A 15,614-nucleotide genomic window follows, 5' to 3' on the forward strand; every position below is an offset into this window, starting at 1 on the left:
CGGGGAGTGGGACCTTTCGGGAGGGGGCGGGTCAGTGGGTGAGACCGTAGTGCAGCGTGGGGTCGAGGTGTTCGATGTCGACGAGGCGGTTGTACTTCGCGACCCTCTCGCCGCGCGCGGGGGCGCCGGATTTGATCTGCCCGACTCCGGTTCCCACCGAGAGGTCGGCGATGAAGGTGTCGAGGGTCTCGCCGGAGCGGTGGGAGACCATGCAGCGCATGCCGGCGTCGTGCGCGGCCGCGATCGCGTCGAGGGTGCCGGTGATGGTGCCGATCTGATTGGGCTTGATGAGTGCGGCGTTGGAGTAGCCGTTGCGGGCTCCGTCGCGGATGCGGTCGGCGTCGGTGACGTAGAGGTCGTCTCCCACGAGCTGCACCCGGTCGCTGATGGCGTGGGCGAGGAGGGCCCAGCCCTCGTGGTCGTCCTCGGCGAAGCCGTCCTCGATGCTGCGGATCGGGTAGTCGGCGATCAGCTTCTCGTAGTAGCGGGCGAGTGCGTCGCGGTCGAGATCGGTGCCGGCGACGGTGTAGTGGCCGTCGCCGTGGAAGAAGCCGTTCGCGGCGGGATCCATCGCGATCGCGATGTCACCGGTGCCGGGCTGGTATCCGGCGTCGGTGATCGCTGCGACGAGGAGGTCCAGGGCGTCTTCGGGCCGGTCGATGGGGGGCGCGAAGCCGCCCTCGTCGCCGAGCCCGGAGGTGCCGTAGGCGGTGCGGACGCGGGCGGCGAGGGCGTGATAGATCTCGGCGCCGACCTGCACGGCCTCCTCCTCGGTGCCGGCGGAGACGGGGGCGATCATGAACTCTTGGAAGTCGAGGCCGTTCGCGGCGTGCGCGCCACCGTTGATGACGTTGAAGTGCGGGACGGGCAGGGAGGCGGTCGCCCCGGTGTGATCGGCGATCCACCGGTGAAGGGGCAGGCCGGTGCGCGCGGCGAAGGCGCGGGCGGCCGCGATGGAGACGGCGACGACGGAGTTCGCTCCGAGGCGGGCGAGGTTCGCGGTTCCATCCAGTGCTCGCAGCGCTTCGTCGATCTCGCGAAGCGAAGTCCAGGAGTGATCGAGCAGGAGGGCGCGGATCTCGCCGTCGACGGCCGCGACAGCGGAGCGGACTCCGCGTCCGCCGAACGCGGGGCCGCCGTCGCGCAGCTCGACCGCTTCGAACGCGCCCGTCGAGGCGCCCGCGGGGGCGGAGGCGTCCAGGACGGTGTCGTCGTCCAGACGCAGGGTGACAGCGACGGTCGGGAAGCCGCGGGAGTCGAGGATCTGCCGTGCGGCGACGTCGGTGATGACCAGCGGCTGTCCGGCGGGGTGGGTGACGTACTCGCCCGTCCCGTGGATGCTGGTGCGGGTGTGGCTGATGTAGGCGTTCATCAGGTTCCTCCTTCGTGGGCGAGCGTGATCGCCGCCCGGTCGGCTCTTGCGGGGTCGAGGTAGCGTCCGCTCCTCGAGATCGGTGTCCCGGACGGCCCGGTGTCGTACAGGTACGGCTGACCCGTCGGGATGTTCAGATCGCGGACCGCGGCATCGCCGAGGTCCTCGAGAAGGGCGCGCAGCGCGCGCAGGGAGTTGCCGTGCCCGACGATGAGCACCGTCTCGCCCTCCTGGAGGGCGGGCAGGATGCGCTCCTCGAGGAGCGGCTGCAGTCGGTGGACGACGTCGCGCAACGACTCCGTCTCCGTCATCGCCTCGGCCGGCTGCCCACGGAACGCCGCGGACCTGTGCAGCTGCACGAAGGCGGCGGCGGACAGAGCAGGCGGGCGGACGTCCATCGACCGGCGCCACTCCAGGAAGGCGTCGGCCCCGTACCGGGCTTCGACGGCGCTTGTGGACAGGCCGGTGAGCGCTCCGTAGTTGCGCTCGTTCAGCCGCCACTGGGCCGCGACGATCCGCGGCCGCCCTGGAAGGGCGCCGGCGATGATCCGGGCCGATTCGGTGGAGCGCTGCAGGGTCGACGTGAGGATCAGATCGGGGTCGATCGATGCGTCCCTCAGTAGCGTCGCGGCCTGTCGCGCTTCGTCACGTCCGAGGTCGGTGAGGGGGACGTCGAGGACGCCGCAGAAGAGACCGTCGGCGTTGCCGGTGCTCTCACCGTGGCGCACGAGGACGAGCGGGGGATGCGCGGGCATGGGTCACCTACCTGGTCTCTGATCGAGAAGGTAGGAACCATCAGCCTCGGCGGCAGTTCGAGCTCACGCTCGGGCGGGATCCATCACCACTGCTGTCAGCCTACGCCCGCACCTCGGTCAGGACCAGGGCAGCGGCTCCGAATCATCGACCGGGGCGAGGGGGATCATGAGGGCCGGCCGGTGCTGACGGTGAGCGAGACGGGCGCCGACGGCACCGGAGAAGACCTCCTGCACGGTGCGACGCAGAGACGGCTCCTTCGTGCCGACAATGATCATGACCGCATCGACACGGTCCGCGAGCGTCGCCAGAGCGTGTGCAACGTCACCGGCCATCTGATGCGTCTGCCACGGGACACGGTCACCGACGATCCGGTCAGGCCGCTCGAGGATCGCAGGATCTGGAGCCAGTGGAGTGTCGCAGATGCACTGCGGGCGACACCGGCCCCTTCCCCAGGGTCCGGTCCCCGCCAGCTGCCCGCGCGTACACGTGCGGACGCTGCGGCGTACCCGGATCGGCTGCTACTGACGAAGCGCGCCTCGGGAACGAACGGTGGGATCACGCTCGACCCGACGATCGGGGTGTCGTCGAGGATGGCACGCGGTCGAACCGATCACCACGGAGACCACCGCGCGCGAGGCGGTGAGAAGCAGCTCAGGCGCAAGGGGGTCGCGAATCGTCGTCGGCGCGGTTCACTCACTGCATGGATGGTCTGCCCTTCGTTGTTCTCGTCGTCATCTTTCTCGCCGCCGCCGCAGTGGTGTGGGTCGCCGGCATCCAGTTGTCGAAGGCCACGGACGTTCTGGACGCGCGTCTGCACCTGGGGAGTGCGCTGGGCGGTCTGATCGTTCTCGCCGTCGCGACGAACCTGCCGGAGATCGCGATCACCGTGTCCGCCGCGCTCTCCGGGAACCTGGACGTCGCGGTCGGCAACATCCTCGGCGGCATCGCGCTGCAGACCGTGGTCCTCGTCGTCCTCGACCTGTTCGGCAAGCCCGGAAAGGGTGCGAAGCCGCTCACCTACCGTGCCGCGTCCCTCACACTCGTGCTCGAGGGGCTCGTGGTCGTCGCGGTGCTCGCCGTCGTCATCGCCGGCAGCCAGCTGCCCTCCGGACTTGAAGTGCTGCGCCTGACCCCGGACGTCGTCCTCATCGCCGGCCTCTGGGTCGTCGGGCTGCTGCTCGTGCAACGCTCCGGCAAGCACCTCCCCTGGCACGAGGACGGGCGGGCCCCCGACGCGACAGCATCCCCCTCGAAGAAGAAGACGCACCCGATGAGCACACGCAAGGCGACCATCGTGTTCACGATCTCCGCCGCGGCGACCCTCCTCGCCGGTGTCGTGCTCGAGCGCGCCGGTGATGCAGCATCCTCGCAGCTCGGTCTCTCCGGGGTGCTGTTCGGAGCCACCGTGCTCGCTCTCGCCACCTCCCTCCCCGAGATCTCAACCGGGCTGCAAGCCATCAAGCAGGGCGACGACAACCTCGCCATCAGCGACATCTTCGGCGGCAACGCCTTCCTCCCCGTCCTGTTCCTCGTCGCCACCGTCCTCTCCGGCACCGCAGTCCTCCCGCAGGCGAACTCGTCCGACATCTACCTCACCGCTCTCGCCGCCCTGCTCACCCTCGTCTACATCGTCGGACTGATCTTCCGACCCACCCGCCGCATCGCCGGCATGGGAATCGACTCGTTGATCGTGCTCGCGCTCTACACCGTCGGCATCTTCGGGCTCTTCGCCATCACCGCGACATGACGTCCGCGCCGCCGTGGGCAGATCGACCAGATCGCTGTAGCTCGAGCAGACACGGCCGCTGGCGTGATCGGCGTAGCGACGAGCCGTGCACCGGTCAGCGCAACTCGTGTGCGATCTCCAGGAACGCCGCCGCGGACGACCCGATTCGATCGGACCAGATGGCGCGGAGGGGTCGCACGAGTGCTGGTCCGCGGAGGGGCACTCGTATCAGTGAGCGCGCGGCGAGATCTGTTTCGACGGTGAGGATGCTCATGACGGCGGGCGCGATGCCGGCGCGGGCGTTCGCTCGGATGATCGCCGTCGTCTCCAGGATCGCGGCGGGAGTCGTGAGCGCGAGCCCGGCGTCGTGGAGCCATGCTTCGAGGGTCGTCCGGGTGCCGGAGCCTTCCTCTCGCGTCAGCAGTGCGGTCCCGGCCAACTCCTCGGCGCCGATACTCGCCGCGCGTGCCCAGGGGTGGTCCGGTGCCACGACGACAGCGAGTTCGTCCTCCGCGACCACGTCAGAGGAGAGCGTGGCCGTGGACGCCGGTGTCTCGACGAATCCGAGCTGCGCGGCACCGGATCGCACGAGCTCTGTGACCGTGGCTGAATTGCCGGCGATCAGCTGCACACTCACCTCGGGTGTGCGCTGTCGGAATTCGAGGAGCCAGCGTGGGAGCAGCAGTTCGGCGATGGTCTGCGACGCCGCGAGAACCAGTGAGCCGGTCGGCTGTCGCAGTGCCGCCGCGCCCGCCTCGAGGCGGCGGGACGCCTCGAGGACCGGGCCGGCCAGCTCGAGCACGAGCCGGCCCGCGTCGGTCATCAGGGACCCGATCGGAGAGCGGCGCACGAGCGGCTGCCCGATGGCGCGCTCCGCTACCCGCAGACGCGCCGAGACGGCCTGCTGGGTGACGCCGAGGGCTTCGGCAGCGCGGGAGAGCGAGCCCGCCTCGGCGATGCGTTCGAGCACCTCCAGCGTGTCGAGATCCAGGATCCGGTCCGTCAATCGCCGCGTCGCCACAAGCACTCATTGTGCCCCGCCAACACGATCGCTGTATCGGCTGGTGACGGCGATGCTCAGGCTGGAGTCATGACAACTCTCTCCCCCGCCCGCGCATCTTCCTCGATCGGGCATCCTCCGCGGTCGAGGCGCTTGTTCCGGGAGCTGGAGCATCCGGGACTGATCGTGTCGAACCTGACGCCGAACTGGTTCGCGTCGATCATGGGCACCGGCATCGTCGCGGTCGCCGCCGCGTCCCTGCCACTCCAGTTCCCCGGACTCCGTACCGGGGCCACCGTCGTCTGGGCGATCGCCGCGATGCTGCTCGTCGCGCTGACGGTCGCGACCGGGCTGCACTGGGTCCGCTACCGCGCTACAGCGATGAGGCACCACCTGAATCCGGTCCTCTCGCACTTCTACGGCGCGCCTCCCATGGCGTTCCTCACCGTCGGCGCGGGAACCCTCCTCCTCGGCAAGGACTGGATCGGCCTGCCGGCCGCTGTCACCATCGACTGGGTGCTCTGGACCGCGGGGACTCTCGGCGGGCTGGTGACGGCGGTCCTGGTGCCCTACCTCGCGTTCACCCGGCATGAGAACAAGCCCGATTCGGCGTTCGGCGGCTGGCTGATGCCGATCGTTCCGCCGATGGTGTCCGCTTCCACCGGCGCATTGCTGCTGCCGTACGCGCCCGCCGGGCAAGCGCGGGAGACGCTCCTGTGGTCCTGCTACGGCTTCTTCGGCCTCAGCCTGGTCGCGTCGCTGGTGGTGATCACCCTGATCTGGAACCGGCTCGCGCAGCACAAGGTAGGAGCGGCGGGGATGGTGCCGACGCTGTGGATCGTCCTCGGTCCGGTCGGACAGTCGATCACCGCTGTGAATCTGCTCGCCTCGAACGCGCCCACCGTCGTGGACGCCGGCATGGCGCGTGCGCTGCTGGTCGTGGCTCTGGTGTACGGCTTCGCGATGCTCGGCTTCGCGCTGCTCTGGACCGTCATCGCCCTCGCGATCACCCTCCGCACCGCGAAGGAGCACCTGCCGTTCAGTCTGACGTGGTGGTCGTTCACGTTCCCCGTCGGCACCTGCGTCACCGGACTGAACGGCCTCGCCCTGCACTCCGGTCTCACGGTCGTCGCCGGCCTCGCCGTGCTCTACTACGTCGGCCTGGTCGCCGCGTGGATCATCGTCGCCGCCCGCACGTTCCACGGTTCCGTGATCCGCGGCACCCTGCTCGCACCACCGCGGCCGGCCTGACCGGGATCGAGGAGCATCGTGGATGTCCGAACCCTGAACGCCCTCGCCGAGACCTGGCGGAGTACCGCGGACGCGACCGGACGCTTCGTTCCGGGCTTCGATCCCCGCTCCGGCGGCACCGCCAGTCGCGTCCTGGTGCTGATGCAGTCACCCGGCCCTCGGACGATCGCCGCGGGATCCGCTGCCGTCTGCAGCGAAGACAACCTCGGGCCCACCGCCGCCGCGTTCCGGGCGGCCCGCATCGAGTCCGGACTCTCCCGCGACCACTACGTCCGGTGGAACCTCATCCCGTGGGAGATCCCTGGCCGCGTCCGCCCCGCGGACATCGAGCAGGGCCGGCTCGCGCTCGGTGAGCTGCTGGAGCTGCTGCCCGCGCTCGAAGCCGTCGTCACCTACGGGACCGTGGCGCTAGACGGGGTCATGCGCTATCTGACCCTGCACGATGATCCCCGTGTCGTCCCCGTCCTCGCGGCACCGCACCCCTCACCGGCCAACGGGCGTCACCGCGCCGACCAGCACCTCCGCTCCGTGAACGCGCTCCGCCTCGCGAATCGTCTCGGATCCGGTCGGCGAGTCGCAGACTGACGGCACTGAAGGGAGACGTCCGCGTCTCGGTCGTCACCGGTCGCCGTGACCGATGGGGTGTTGATCTCAGACGGCCCCCGTCCTCGAACCGCTGACGGGAACGGCCTGGTCGTGCACGACGTCGACGGTGTACGCCGCGCCGTGCTCGAGCGTGTGGCCGACGGTGCACTGGCGGTCGACCGCCCGGTGGGTGCGCTCGGACAGTGAGGCGATCCGCTCGGGATCGAGCGCCGACAGGTCGGCGCGGATCACGGCGGCGATCGAGTCGTAGCGGTCCTCGCCCTCGGGCTTGGTCGCGGTGATGTCGGTGGTCGCTTCGAAGTCGGCTCCGAGCCGGCTGGCGAGGATGTGGTCCGAGGAGAGCATGCCGCAGGCGGCGAGGGCGAGGTGCAGCAGCTCGCCGGGCGAGAACACGCCGTCGGCGTCCGACCCGCCGATGCGGACCTCGGCTCCTCGCGCGTTGCGGCCGATGAAGCTTCTCGGGCCCTCGCGGGTGATGTGCAGCGGCGTGGTCTCGGTGCTCATGGTCTGCTCCTGTCCGGTGCCCGCGGCACCGCGGGCAGTGTCGGTGTCTCCTGCGGGTGGGCGGTGTCTCAGGTGTCGGTGCGGACGAGGGGGGAGTTCGTGCCGCGGACCCTGATGTCGACGCCGGTGATCTCCGACCGGGCGACGCCCGTGGACGCCGCCAGGTCGACGGCGCGCCGCCCGGCCGCCGTCCAGGTGGCGACGGTGATCGTGCTGCCGTCTGTGCGGGTGATCACGAGTTCGTACTCCGCGTCGGCGGGCGCATCACCACTGTAGGTGCAGCTCCACTCCAGCCGGGTGCCCCACGGCTTCCCCTCGACCTGGATGTCCGCAGCGAGAGCGGGATCGGCCGCGATCGGGTCCATCGGTTCGAGGGTCGCCTCGCTCGCCACGGGAGCGCCCGCGATGCCCGTGCCGAGAGCGACACCTCCGAAGACGGAGGCGGTGACGGCGGCCGCGACGGCGAGGGACGTCACCAGCCGGCGCCGACGTCGGCGCGTCCGGACACGGTGGGCGATGGCGGGCAGCGTCACCATCGACGGCGGCGCCTCCTCGCCGTCGTCCGATGCGCTGATGGCGAGAGCGTCCTCGACGGAGAGGCGGCCGACGATGCCGGGCAGTCCTGCCAGCTCTGCCACGGCCGCGCGGCAGGCCGCGCAGCCGCTGAGGTGCTGCTCGTACTCGAGTCGCTGATCCGCGGGGAGAGCGCCGAGGACGTAGGACGCGTCCCAGTCGCGGTACTCGTCCTCCGTCGCAGAGCTTCCGTGGTGGTCGTTCATCGGGTGACGCCCCTTTCCTGCAGAGCCAGTCGCAGTCCGCGCAGTCCGTAGTGCAATCGAGATTTCGCTGTTCCCTCGGGGATGGAGTGCCGGCGGGCGATCTCGGGGACGGTGTGTCCGAGGAAGTACGCGTCCACCACGATCTGACGATGCTCCACCGACAGCGATGCGAGAGCGTCGGCGACCAGGATGCTGTCCAGGACCGCGTCGGTGCGATCGGGGACGGCGCCGCCGCCGTCCTCGTCCTTCGCCGGCACCTCGCGTCGGCTCCGAGCGGATCGGGCGTCGTCGATGACGAGGTTGCGGGCGACGGTGAACAGCCACGCGCGAGCGGCGTCGGCGTCGCGTTCGAGGACCTGCGGGCGCTGCCAGGCCCGGACCATCGTCTCCTGCACGACGTCCTCCGTCAGCGCCGCGTTCCGAGTGAGGTTCTGCACGAAGCGCCGCAAGGCCGGGCCGTGACTCTCGTACAGCGCCGCCAGGAGCTCATCGACGGGGCGGGGCACAACGCTCACCGCCTCGAAGCGCTACGGTGCGCTCCCTCATCACGGTTGCTGCGATCACTGCCGGTCATCCCTTCCGTCCATGCCTGTCGAGAACCGGCGACCCGGCCCGACGATGCGCTTCGCTGCGCGGGGACGGGTCGCCGTCGCATCAGGACGCCGGGGTGGCGGTGCTCATGGCCGCGGCTTCCTTGTTCATCGTGCCGTCAGGGAGGAGGACGTACCAGGCGTCCTTCACACCCTGCCCGTTGACCTGGCCCGGCGCGGTGTCCTTCGCGAACCGGTAGACCGGCCATCCGTCGACGGTCAGCTGGGTCGTCCCGTCGGTGCGCGTGATCGAGCCGACCTCTCCGGTGATCCCGTCCGCGGCGGTCGTGCTGGACGCCGACACGGCCGGCCAGGTCGTGGCGCACTCGTCGTAGCAGCTGCTGCTGCCCGAGTTCTGCGTGTCCTTCATGAACGTGTAGACGGTGTAGCCGGCCTCGTCCGTGATGATCTCGCCCAGCGGCGAGGACGCCGTCGTGAGAGCCGCCGTCCCAGCGGAGGCGGTCGCGGTGGCGGAGGCCATCGCGGTGGCGGAGGGGCTGTCGGCCGGCGCTTCCGACGAGGCGGCCGAGCCGGCGGCCGTCGAGCATCCGGCGAGAAGGACGGCGGCGAACGCCGCAGTCGTCACAGTGGTCGCGATTCGCTTGAGCATGATGCCTCCTGTAGTGCGGGGGCCGAGGTGGTCCCACCGAGGACACGACACAGCAGTCGCGGACGTTCAACGACGCGAGAAGATCGCTGGGAGAGCATCCGCGCAGCGGGCGGATTCAGTGAGAGCGACGATCCGTTGCGCGCTCCTTCGCGTGAAGGCCCGAGGCTGCGCGCTGCTCTCCACGGCGGCGTGCGAGCAGTGATCGACCATGTGCGCGACGGCTGCGGCCTGCCCGGCCGCCCGCGCGGCAGCGGTGGCGGCAGGCTCGCCCGCCTGCGTCGCGGCGCGGGCTGCGGCGTGCGCCGTGAAGGCCGCCGCGCGGCACTCGGTCATCGGAGCCTCGCCCCGCCCCCAGGCGAGGAGGACGTCGAGCGCGCGCCGGGGCCGGGCATTGTCCGGGTCCCGCTCCTCGAACGCGGGGAGGGCGCGCTCCGCGCACTCCGCCGCCCACCGCGCGAGCGCCCGGTGGACCTCCGGCTCCGGATCCGCCCAGGCCGGCTCCTCCGCTCCGCTCACGGGTCTTCCTCCGATTCCGGAGCTCAGCTGGCTCTTCCCAGATGAGGGTGTAGGTCGGCCGGGAGCGTCGGTCCGCAGATAGACGTCGAGGTCTCCCGACGACGGAGGTTCCTACGCCATCCGTCCGAAAGACCTCGACGTGACCGACGCTACCCCGCCGGCCGGCTTCGGCCGCCCTGACCTGACCGCCTTCTCGTCTCATCCCAGTCGACCCTGATCGAGTCTGCTGACCCCCTCGACGAGAACGCAGCGACATCACAGCCACCCAACCCCGACCGTCCGGGAAGCCGGGACACGTCACATGACCTGTGCTGCGGGCGTGTCGAGTGGGCCGTCCAGGGGCGACGCAGGAGCGTCGACGCGACGTGCTGAGAGGTGGTTCCAGTCGAGCGCTAGGACACCGGCTACAGGCATGGCGATAGGTCAGGAACGGCGTCGCTCCCTGCGCAGGAGGGAGCGCAGAGTCTCGGCATTCGCGTAGCCGACCCGTAGCGCGATCTCGGCGGAGGTGAAGTCCGTGGTTGCTGAGAGGTGCCGAGCTCGTTCGATGCGAAGCCGTTGGACGAAGCCGAGCGGAGTGAGGTTGAGCGCCGCACGGACTCGTCGTTCGAGGGTGCGCCGGCTGGTGCCGAGCGACTGCGCGACGAAGGCGACGTTGAACGGTTCGTCCAGGCGGGCGCGCACGAAGCGTTCGAACTCGACGACGATCGGGTCCTCGTGCCGGAGATGTTCGTAGGCGACGAAGGCCGCCTGAGACGGACGCTCGTCGATGATGAGGAGCTTGGCGACATGTTGGGCCAGGTCGGGGCTGATCGATCGCACGAGTGAGAGCGCGAGGTCGATGTGGGCGAACGCGGCGCCGGCGGTGACGAGGTTCCCGTCGACCACGACCATGGTGTCGAGATCGAGGGCGACGGTCGGATAGCGCTTCAGGAACTCCGGCCCCAGGAACCAGCTGGTCGTCGCCCTCCGATGATGCATCCGTCCGGTCTCGGCGACAGCGAACACGCCGGTGCACGCCGCGGCGATCCGGGTGGTCGCCTCGTCGAGGCGCCCGAGCGAGGCGATGACCGAACGAGCATCTCGGCTCTGGAGGACGTCGTTGGTAGCGGCGGCCGTAAGGGTTCCAAGCGCAGGGACGACGACCACGTCGAACTCTCCGGACTCCGACAGCGGATGGTCCACCGACAGGGTCATCGATGCCGTCGTGGTCACTCGCCGTTTCGGTCCGAGGATGGCGAGTTCGATCGGGTCGATCCGCGGGTCGACATCGCCGCGGGCTCCATCGGCCACCCGCACGATGTCGATGATCGACGCGATAGCCGAACCGAAGCAGCCGTCGATCGCGATCAGTCCGATACGCATGACGTAAACAATAGCAATACTGCCGTATACGCCACTCCCCACCGGCCCTCGCTCGTCATACGCTGAACTCGTCCCACGAAGAACCCCGACGTCAAGGAGAGTCCCTCATGTCCACACCCGCATCACCTCCGTATGCCTTCGTCGCCAAGATCGTCGCGGCCGATGGACAGCACGACGCGGTCGCCGATCTGCTCGGCGGCGCTGTCGCACTCGCCAACGAAGAAGTAGGAACGATTGTCTGGTTCGCGGTCAGGACCCACGCCGACACCTTCTGGATCTTCGATGCATTCCCCGACGAAGCCGCTCGCGACGCCCACGCCAACGGCGCCATCGTCGCAGCCCTGATGGCCAACCAGCACCTCCTCGGCGCAGCACCCGAGATCCTGGCGGCCGACGTCCTCGCGTCCAAGCTCCCGTAGTCCGCCAACGCACGAGACGATCGCGCCCCGCCGAGCCGTCGCCAGGTCGCGACGCAACGCCACGCTGCGTTGCCGAGCGGTGCGAGGCCTTTCGGCACACGGACAGGATGCCGGCCGCGAGCGCTCAGCCGGCGAGGGGTCCGTTGCAGAGGAGAGCGACGTCGGTGTCGGGCAGAGCCGTGAGGCCAGCGCATCGCGCGACCACCAGAACGGTTCGCCGGAGCCGCCTGTCGGAATCGAACGGACGACCTAATGACGTCGGCTTTGCGTCTATCGCTTGATGCGCCCACTGGGCGAACGAGCCGCTGACCTGCGCAAACGCCGAGCGTGGAGGACGCCGCCATCCGGTGGTGACCGACGACGACCGACCAGTACCGACCGTTTCACCGGAGCTTGCGGCGGCGTCGAAGCCGAGCAAGCTCCATTCTTCTAACTCACCGCGCCCTCCTCCTCGCCGGCCCCGTCGTCGGCGAAGACGTTTCAGGGGTCTTCTCAGATGACGGTGTAGGTCGGCCGGGCGCGTCGGTCCGCAGATAGACGTCGAGGTCTCCCGACGACGGAGGTTCCTACGCCATCCATCCGAAAGACCTCGACGTGTCCGACGCTACCCCGCCGGCCGGCTTCGGCCGCCCTGACCTGACCGCCTTCGCTCGACTCGACGGCCTCGGTCTGCACACCGGCGCGGACCTGCTCACCGACAAGCAGAGCGACAGGCTACGCGCGCTGTTCGTTGATGACGCTCACGTCGAGGTCGAGGCGACCTGGGGTGTCTACCAGCGCATGATCGCCGCCTATCGCCACGAGGACCGGCAACGTGGCCGCGAGCTCATGGAGAAGCTGATCACCGACCTCAGCGCCGGCGTCCCCAAGGTGCTCACCGAGCTCACCACCCTGGGCCGGACCCTGAACAAGCGAGCCGCTGACGTGCTCGCCTACTTCGAACGACCCGGCACCAGCAACGGGCCGGCCGAGGCGCTCAACGGACGGCTCGAACACCTGCGCGGCTCCGCACTCGGGTTCCGCAACCTGACCAACTGCATCGCCCGAAGCCTGCTCGAGACCGGCGGCTTCAGACCCCAACTCCTACACCCCCGATTGGGATGAGCCGCTCAGCTCCGGCGCGGCCGCCCCGTGAAGTGCTTCACCCCGTAGACCAGGAGGAGCAGGATGCCGCTCAGCTGCAGGGCGAGCGAGAAGCCGGAGGCGAATTCACCGGCCGGCCACACCAGCCTCAGCACCAGCGCGACGAACATCGCTGTGACCCCGACGACGAACAGGACTCGATTCCGCATCCGTCGAGTCGACCATCCGCACGCGGGCCCTGGCCAACCGCCAGTGCTCAGCTCAGGCGCTCGGTCAGGTGGACGGTGACGACGTCGCCGAGGTCCTTGCCGATCGTCTTCCGCAGTTTCGCGCTGATCGACAGCATGTGGCCGCCGGCGCCGGTCGGCAGCAGGCCCGCGGTCACCGGCTCGCCGTCGACGGTGGCGACCACCTTCACCGACCTCCCTGTGCCGAGTAGCTCGACGGAGCCGGGCACCTCGACGCACGACCAGAGGTCGCCCTTCACGGCGACACCGATCGGGGCGGTGAAGGCGAGGTCCAGGGGGCCGGCGCTCATGCGCTCTCCTCCGCGGACGCCGCGCTCTCGCCGGAGGAGTCCTGCCCGCTGTACCGGTCGAGGATCTCGTCGTACATCGCGGCGTCGAGCAGACCATCGGACAGGGCCCGGCGGACCTCCTCGAACTCCCCCGGGTCGAGGGTCGTCCAGTCGAAGCCGTCACTCGGCGATCCGGGCCGGTAGCGCCGGCGGCCGAGCTCGTCGACGGCCTGCTCCCGCGTCAGCTCCCCCGCGGCGAAGCGCTGCGCGATCCCGTACGGTGTCGCGCCGGAGAAGCCGGAGCGCACGTACGGCAGCGCGGCGGCCGCCTCGATCCCGTCGGACACCTCGTCGATCGACATGCGGACCCCTCCCGTCCGAGGGCCCACCGACCCTCCCGTCGACCCTACGACGAGACGTCGCATCCCGGTCGGGCCGGGCGACGCCCACTGCCCTCGACATGCGGCTACCGTTCCTCCATGACCGGACGCGCCGCTACGTCCCGGTACGAGTTCCGCGTCGACTCGCGCACGCTCGTCGCCCACGACCTCCCCGGGACTCGAGCCCCCCGCGCTGCAGTCGTCTGGTGCGGAGGGACACCGCACACCGGCGCACTCCTCGCTCCCCACGTCGACGCCGCTGCGGCGCGCGGCATCCGGCTCGTCTCCGTCGCCCGTCCCGGCTTCGGCGGCTCGATGCGGGCTCCCGGACGGAGCCTCGCGGACGCGGCCGCCGATGTGCTCCGCGTCGCCGACCTGCTCGGGATCGAGCGCTTCGTGGTGACGGGCTACTCCGGCGGCGGCCCGCACGCACTGGCCGTCGGGGCTCTCGGAGGTGATCGCGTCCGGGGCGTCGCGACGTTCGGCAGCCCGGCGCCCTTCAGTGACGACGGAGCGTGGTTCGAGGGCATGCAGGATCCGGGCGCTCTCCGCAGCGCGCGCGACGGCCGGGCTGCGCGCGAGGAGTGGGAGGAGACGGCCCGCTTCGATCCGGAGCAGTTCACCGGTGACGACTACTCGGCCCTCGACGGCCCGCTGACGGCGCTCGGCGCAGAGGCCGGACGCGCCGCGGAGCTCGAACAGGGCGGGAGCGTCGACGACGACCTCGCCCTCGTCATGCCCTGGGGAGTCGACCTCTCGCGCCTCACCGCGCCGGTCCTCCTCCACCACGGCGCGGCGGACAGGGTGGTCCCGGTGGCCCACGCGGAGCGGATCCGCCGCCTCCACCCGGCTGCGGAGCTCACGATCCGGCCCGGTCGAGGCCACATCGGCGTCCTGCTCGACTGGCCGGACGTCCTCGACCGCCTCCTCGCGGACGGGACCCCCGGGGACCGCCCCGGCAGCGGAGGCTGAGCGTCTCATCGCGGCCGGCAGCGGATCCGACGCGCAAGGTGGGCCTGGAAGGGCCACGCTTCGGGAGGGCTCCCTCCGCGAGGATCACGGCATGGCCCCCCACACGGATCCCCGCCGATGACTCTGCAGGACCTCGCCGACGAGCTCGCCCAGGCTCTCGACCGCCCGGTGACGATCGAGGACGCCTCGAGCCGGGTACTGGTGGCGACGCGCGCGCGCGAGGAGGCGCCCCGCGACGGGGTGTTCCCCGTCCAGGATCCGCGGGGCCGGCTCGCGACCCTCCTCCTCCCCCGGGAGCGGCCCGCACCGCTCACTCCGGCCGAGTACTCGCTCATCGATGCGGCCGTCGGAGCGATCCGCCGCCTCCTCGGCCCCTCGACGCGGGCGGGCGGCAGCTCCCGGCGCGCGGACGTCCTCGCGGCGCTCCTGGCGGCCGACGGCGGCACCCGGCGCGCCTCCTTCGCCGAGGCGGTGGAGCGCCGCTGGCTGCGCCGTGACGCCCAGACCGTGGTCCGCGCGGTGCGGCTGACCGGCTCGACCGGCTCCCTGCAGCGGACGGCGCTGGCGCGGCGGATCGACGCGAGCGCCGCCTCCGGGCTGACGTTCCTCGGCGACCAGGAGGGCGTGCTGTTCTTCGTGAGCGTGGAGGCGCCCGAGGCCGCCGCGGAGGCGGACGATGTCCTGCGGGCGGAGGCGCGCGGCCGCGGCACGGCCGTCGACGCGATCGGCTCGGCGCGCTTCGACGTCCGCGACGACGACCTCCTGCCGACCGCCGAGCGGGCCGCTCTCGCGGCGACCATCGTCGGCTCCCTGCCCGACGGCCGTAGCCGGGCCGACATCGCCGAGCTCGGGGCCTGGGTGCTCCTCGCCTCGATCGGGGCGGACAGCTCGCAGCTCGCCATGCTCTCGCCGGCCGCGGCGACGCTGCTCGAGCGGGGCGACGAGGTGCAGCGGCGGACCGTGGAGGCCTACCTCGACGTGCGCGGCAGCGTGCGGGAGGCGTGCGGGCTCCTCCACATCCACCGCACCACGCTCTACTACCGTCTCGACAACCTGCCCGAGGCGGTCCGGGACGCGCTCGACGACGGCCTCGCCCGCAGCACGCTGCACCTCTGCCTCAAGCTGATGAAGTTCCGCGACGGGCTCGAGCGGCGGCGTGCCTCGTGAT

Annotated in this window: 19 protein-coding genes, 1 pseudogene and 1 riboswitch; of the genes and pseudogenes, 7 read left to right on the forward strand and 13 right to left on the reverse strand. The window is 70.6% G+C overall.

Annotated elements, in window-relative coordinates; all coding sequences use genetic code 11:
• Positions 1-31: 31 nt before the first annotated feature.
• The 3 genes from eno to C5C30_RS14725 all read right to left on the reverse strand — a co-directional run bounded on the left by eno (position 32) and on the right by C5C30_RS14725 (position 2,403).
• Positions 32-1,372 carry a phosphopyruvate hydratase gene (gene eno, locus C5C30_RS14715; protein ID WP_104333996.1) on the reverse strand — a complete coding sequence of 447 codons (1,341 nt, stop codon included), beginning with the start codon at positions 1,370-1,372 and terminating at the stop codon, positions 32-34.
• Positions 1,372-2,127 carry a 2,3-diphosphoglycerate-dependent phosphoglycerate mutase gene (locus C5C30_RS14720; protein ID WP_104261249.1) on the reverse strand — a complete coding sequence of 252 codons (756 nt, stop codon included), beginning with the start codon at positions 2,125-2,127 and terminating at the stop codon, positions 1,372-1,374. The genes eno and C5C30_RS14720 overlap by 1 nt, the downstream gene beginning before the upstream one ends.
• A gap of 24 nt (positions 2,128-2,151) precedes the next feature.
• A riboswitch (Fluoride riboswitch) is annotated at positions 2,152-2,224 on the reverse strand.
• A 20-nt stretch (positions 2,225-2,244) separates the two neighbouring features.
• Positions 2,245-2,403: a hypothetical protein gene (locus C5C30_RS14725; protein ID WP_181027259.1), complete on the reverse strand. Its 159-nt coding sequence runs from the start codon at positions 2,401-2,403 to the stop codon at positions 2,245-2,247.
• 425 nt (positions 2,404-2,828) lie between these two features.
• Here C5C30_RS14725 and C5C30_RS14730 point away from each other — a divergent pair, with 425 nt between their 5' ends.
• A complete protein-coding gene (locus C5C30_RS14730) occupies positions 2,829-3,875 on the forward strand; it encodes a sodium:calcium antiporter (RefSeq protein ID WP_104333997.1) in 1,047 nt (348 codons plus the stop codon).
• Positions 3,876-3,969: 94 nt separating this feature from the next.
• On the opposite strand, the gene C5C30_RS14735 is transcribed toward C5C30_RS14730, so the two are convergent.
• Entirely contained in the window at positions 3,970-4,860 is an 891-nt protein-coding gene (locus C5C30_RS14735; protein ID WP_258065988.1) for a LysR family transcriptional regulator, read from the reverse strand.
• 84 nt (positions 4,861-4,944) lie between these two features.
• Between C5C30_RS14735 and C5C30_RS14740 the strand changes: the two genes are divergently transcribed.
• Together C5C30_RS14740 and C5C30_RS14745 are read left to right on the forward strand one after the other, a co-directional pair.
• On the forward strand, positions 4,945-6,105 hold the full coding sequence (locus tag C5C30_RS14740; protein ID WP_104333998.1) for a TDT family transporter: 1,161 nt from the start codon (positions 4,945-4,947) through the stop codon (positions 6,103-6,105).
• A gap of 18 nt (positions 6,106-6,123) precedes the next feature.
• Positions 6,124-6,690, forward strand: a complete 567-nt coding sequence (locus C5C30_RS14745) for a uracil-DNA glycosylase family protein (RefSeq protein WP_258062371.1) — start codon at positions 6,124-6,126, stop codon at positions 6,688-6,690.
• A gap of 66 nt (positions 6,691-6,756) precedes the next feature.
• Here the strand turns inward: C5C30_RS14745 and C5C30_RS14750 are convergent, their stop codons facing one another.
• The 6 genes from C5C30_RS14750 to C5C30_RS14775 form a co-directional block, all read right to left on the reverse strand.
• Complete coding sequence (locus tag C5C30_RS14750; RefSeq protein ID WP_104333999.1) at positions 6,757-7,215, reverse strand: OsmC family protein; 459 nt, start codon at positions 7,213-7,215, stop codon at positions 6,757-6,759.
• Positions 7,216-7,283: 68 nt separating this feature from the next.
• Positions 7,284-7,994 carry an anti-sigma factor gene (locus tag C5C30_RS14755; protein WP_104257433.1) on the reverse strand — a complete coding sequence of 237 codons (711 nt, stop codon included), beginning with the start codon at positions 7,992-7,994 and terminating at the stop codon, positions 7,284-7,286.
• Complete coding sequence (locus tag C5C30_RS14760; protein WP_104224788.1) at positions 7,991-8,509, reverse strand: sigma-70 family RNA polymerase sigma factor; 519 nt, start codon at positions 8,507-8,509, stop codon at positions 7,991-7,993. Before C5C30_RS14760 ends, C5C30_RS14755 begins: the two co-directional genes overlap by 4 nt.
• Before the next feature lie 139 nt (positions 8,510-8,648).
• Positions 8,649-9,194, reverse strand: a complete 546-nt coding sequence (locus C5C30_RS14765; protein WP_104261243.1) for a hypothetical protein — start codon at positions 9,192-9,194, stop codon at positions 8,649-8,651.
• 66 nt (positions 9,195-9,260) lie between these two features.
• Positions 9,261-9,710, reverse strand: a complete 450-nt coding sequence (locus C5C30_RS14770) for a putative immunity protein (protein ID WP_146081553.1) — start codon at positions 9,708-9,710, stop codon at positions 9,261-9,263.
• Positions 9,711-10,133: 423 nt separating this feature from the next.
• Positions 10,134-11,075 (reverse strand): GlxA family transcriptional regulator, encoded by a 942-nt coding sequence (locus C5C30_RS14775; protein ID WP_053548963.1) that lies wholly within the window; start codon positions 11,073-11,075, stop codon positions 10,134-10,136.
• Between the two features lie 107 nt (positions 11,076-11,182).
• Between C5C30_RS14775 and C5C30_RS14780 the strand changes: the two genes are divergently transcribed.
• Entirely contained in the window at positions 11,183-11,494 is a 312-nt protein-coding gene (locus C5C30_RS14780; protein ID WP_104334000.1) for a putative quinol monooxygenase, read from the forward strand.
• A gap of 669 nt (positions 11,495-12,163) precedes the next feature.
• A pseudogene (locus C5C30_RS14790) lies at positions 12,164-12,598 on the forward strand (transposase); the annotation flags it as partial.
• 5 nt (positions 12,599-12,603) lie between these two features.
• Here the strand turns inward: C5C30_RS14790 and C5C30_RS14795 are convergent.
• Genes C5C30_RS14795 through C5C30_RS14805 form a run of 3 tightly spaced genes read right to left on the reverse strand, consistent with a single transcriptional unit; the run spans position 12,604 to position 13,456 of the window.
• Complete coding sequence (locus C5C30_RS14795) at positions 12,604-12,786, reverse strand: hypothetical protein (RefSeq protein WP_104224784.1); 183 nt, start codon at positions 12,784-12,786, stop codon at positions 12,604-12,606.
• A gap of 47 nt (positions 12,787-12,833) precedes the next feature.
• A complete protein-coding gene (locus tag C5C30_RS14800; protein WP_104250445.1) occupies positions 12,834-13,115 on the reverse strand; it encodes a DUF1905 domain-containing protein in 282 nt (93 codons plus the stop codon).
• Entirely contained in the window at positions 13,112-13,456 is a 345-nt protein-coding gene (locus C5C30_RS14805) for a hypothetical protein (RefSeq protein WP_104309218.1), read from the reverse strand. Before C5C30_RS14805 ends, C5C30_RS14800 begins: the two co-directional genes overlap by 4 nt.
• Before the next feature lie 117 nt (positions 13,457-13,573).
• Here C5C30_RS14805 and C5C30_RS14810 point away from each other — a divergent pair, with 117 nt between their 5' ends.
• Together C5C30_RS14810 and C5C30_RS14815 are read left to right on the forward strand one after the other, a co-directional pair.
• The gene (locus C5C30_RS14810; protein ID WP_104334001.1) at positions 13,574-14,446 is read left to right on the forward strand and encodes an alpha/beta fold hydrolase; all 873 of its coding nucleotides are present in this window, start codon (positions 13,574-13,576) and stop codon (positions 14,444-14,446) included.
• A 117-nt stretch (positions 14,447-14,563) separates the two neighbouring features.
• A complete protein-coding gene (locus C5C30_RS14815) occupies positions 14,564-15,613 on the forward strand; it encodes a helix-turn-helix domain-containing protein (RefSeq protein ID WP_104224780.1) in 1,050 nt (349 codons plus the stop codon).
• The last annotated feature ends 1 nt before the right edge of the window (position 15,614 follow it).

The organism is Rathayibacter sp. AY2B5 (assembly GCF_002931645.1).
Classification (GTDB): domain Bacteria; phylum Actinomycetota; class Actinomycetes; order Actinomycetales; family Microbacteriaceae; genus Rathayibacter.

Coding starts and splice junctions, on each gene's coding strand:
- eno (WP_104333996.1), bottom strand. CDS start 1,372: ATGAACGCCTACATCAGCCACACCCGCACCAGCATCCACGGGACGGGC.
- C5C30_RS14720 (WP_104261249.1), bottom strand. CDS start 2,127: ATGCCCGCGCATCCCCCGCTCGTCCTCGTGCGCCACGGTGAGAGCACC.
- C5C30_RS14725 (WP_181027259.1), bottom strand. CDS start 2,403: ATGATCATTGTCGGCACGAAGGAGCCGTCTCTGCGTCGCACCGTGCAG.
- C5C30_RS14730 (WP_104333997.1), top strand. CDS start 2,829: ATGGATGGTCTGCCCTTCGTTGTTCTCGTCGTCATCTTTCTCGCCGCC.
- C5C30_RS14740 (WP_104333998.1), top strand. CDS start 4,945: ATGACAACTCTCTCCCCCGCCCGCGCATCTTCCTCGATCGGGCATCCT.
- C5C30_RS14750 (WP_104333999.1), bottom strand. CDS start 7,215: ATGAGCACCGAGACCACGCCGCTGCACATCACCCGCGAGGGCCCGAGA.
- C5C30_RS14755 (WP_104257433.1), bottom strand. CDS start 7,994: ATGAACGACCACCACGGAAGCTCTGCGACGGAGGACGAGTACCGCGAC.
- C5C30_RS14765 (WP_104261243.1), bottom strand. CDS start 9,194: ATGCTCAAGCGAATCGCGACCACTGTGACGACTGCGGCGTTCGCCGCC.
- C5C30_RS14775 (WP_053548963.1), bottom strand. CDS start 11,075: ATGCGTATCGGACTGATCGCGATCGACGGCTGCTTCGGTTCGGCTATC.
- C5C30_RS14780 (WP_104334000.1), top strand. CDS start 11,183: ATGTCCACACCCGCATCACCTCCGTATGCCTTCGTCGCCAAGATCGTC.
- C5C30_RS14795 (WP_104224784.1), bottom strand. CDS start 12,786: ATGCGGAATCGAGTCCTGTTCGTCGTCGGGGTCACAGCGATGTTCGTC.
- C5C30_RS14800 (WP_104250445.1), bottom strand. CDS start 13,115: ATGAGCGCCGGCCCCCTGGACCTCGCCTTCACCGCCCCGATCGGTGTC.
- C5C30_RS14805 (WP_104309218.1), bottom strand. CDS start 13,456: ATGTCGATCGACGAGGTGTCCGACGGGATCGAGGCGGCCGCCGCGCTG.
- C5C30_RS14810 (WP_104334001.1), top strand. CDS start 13,574: ATGACCGGACGCGCCGCTACGTCCCGGTACGAGTTCCGCGTCGACTCG.
- C5C30_RS14815 (WP_104224780.1), top strand. CDS start 14,564: ATGACTCTGCAGGACCTCGCCGACGAGCTCGCCCAGGCTCTCGACCGC.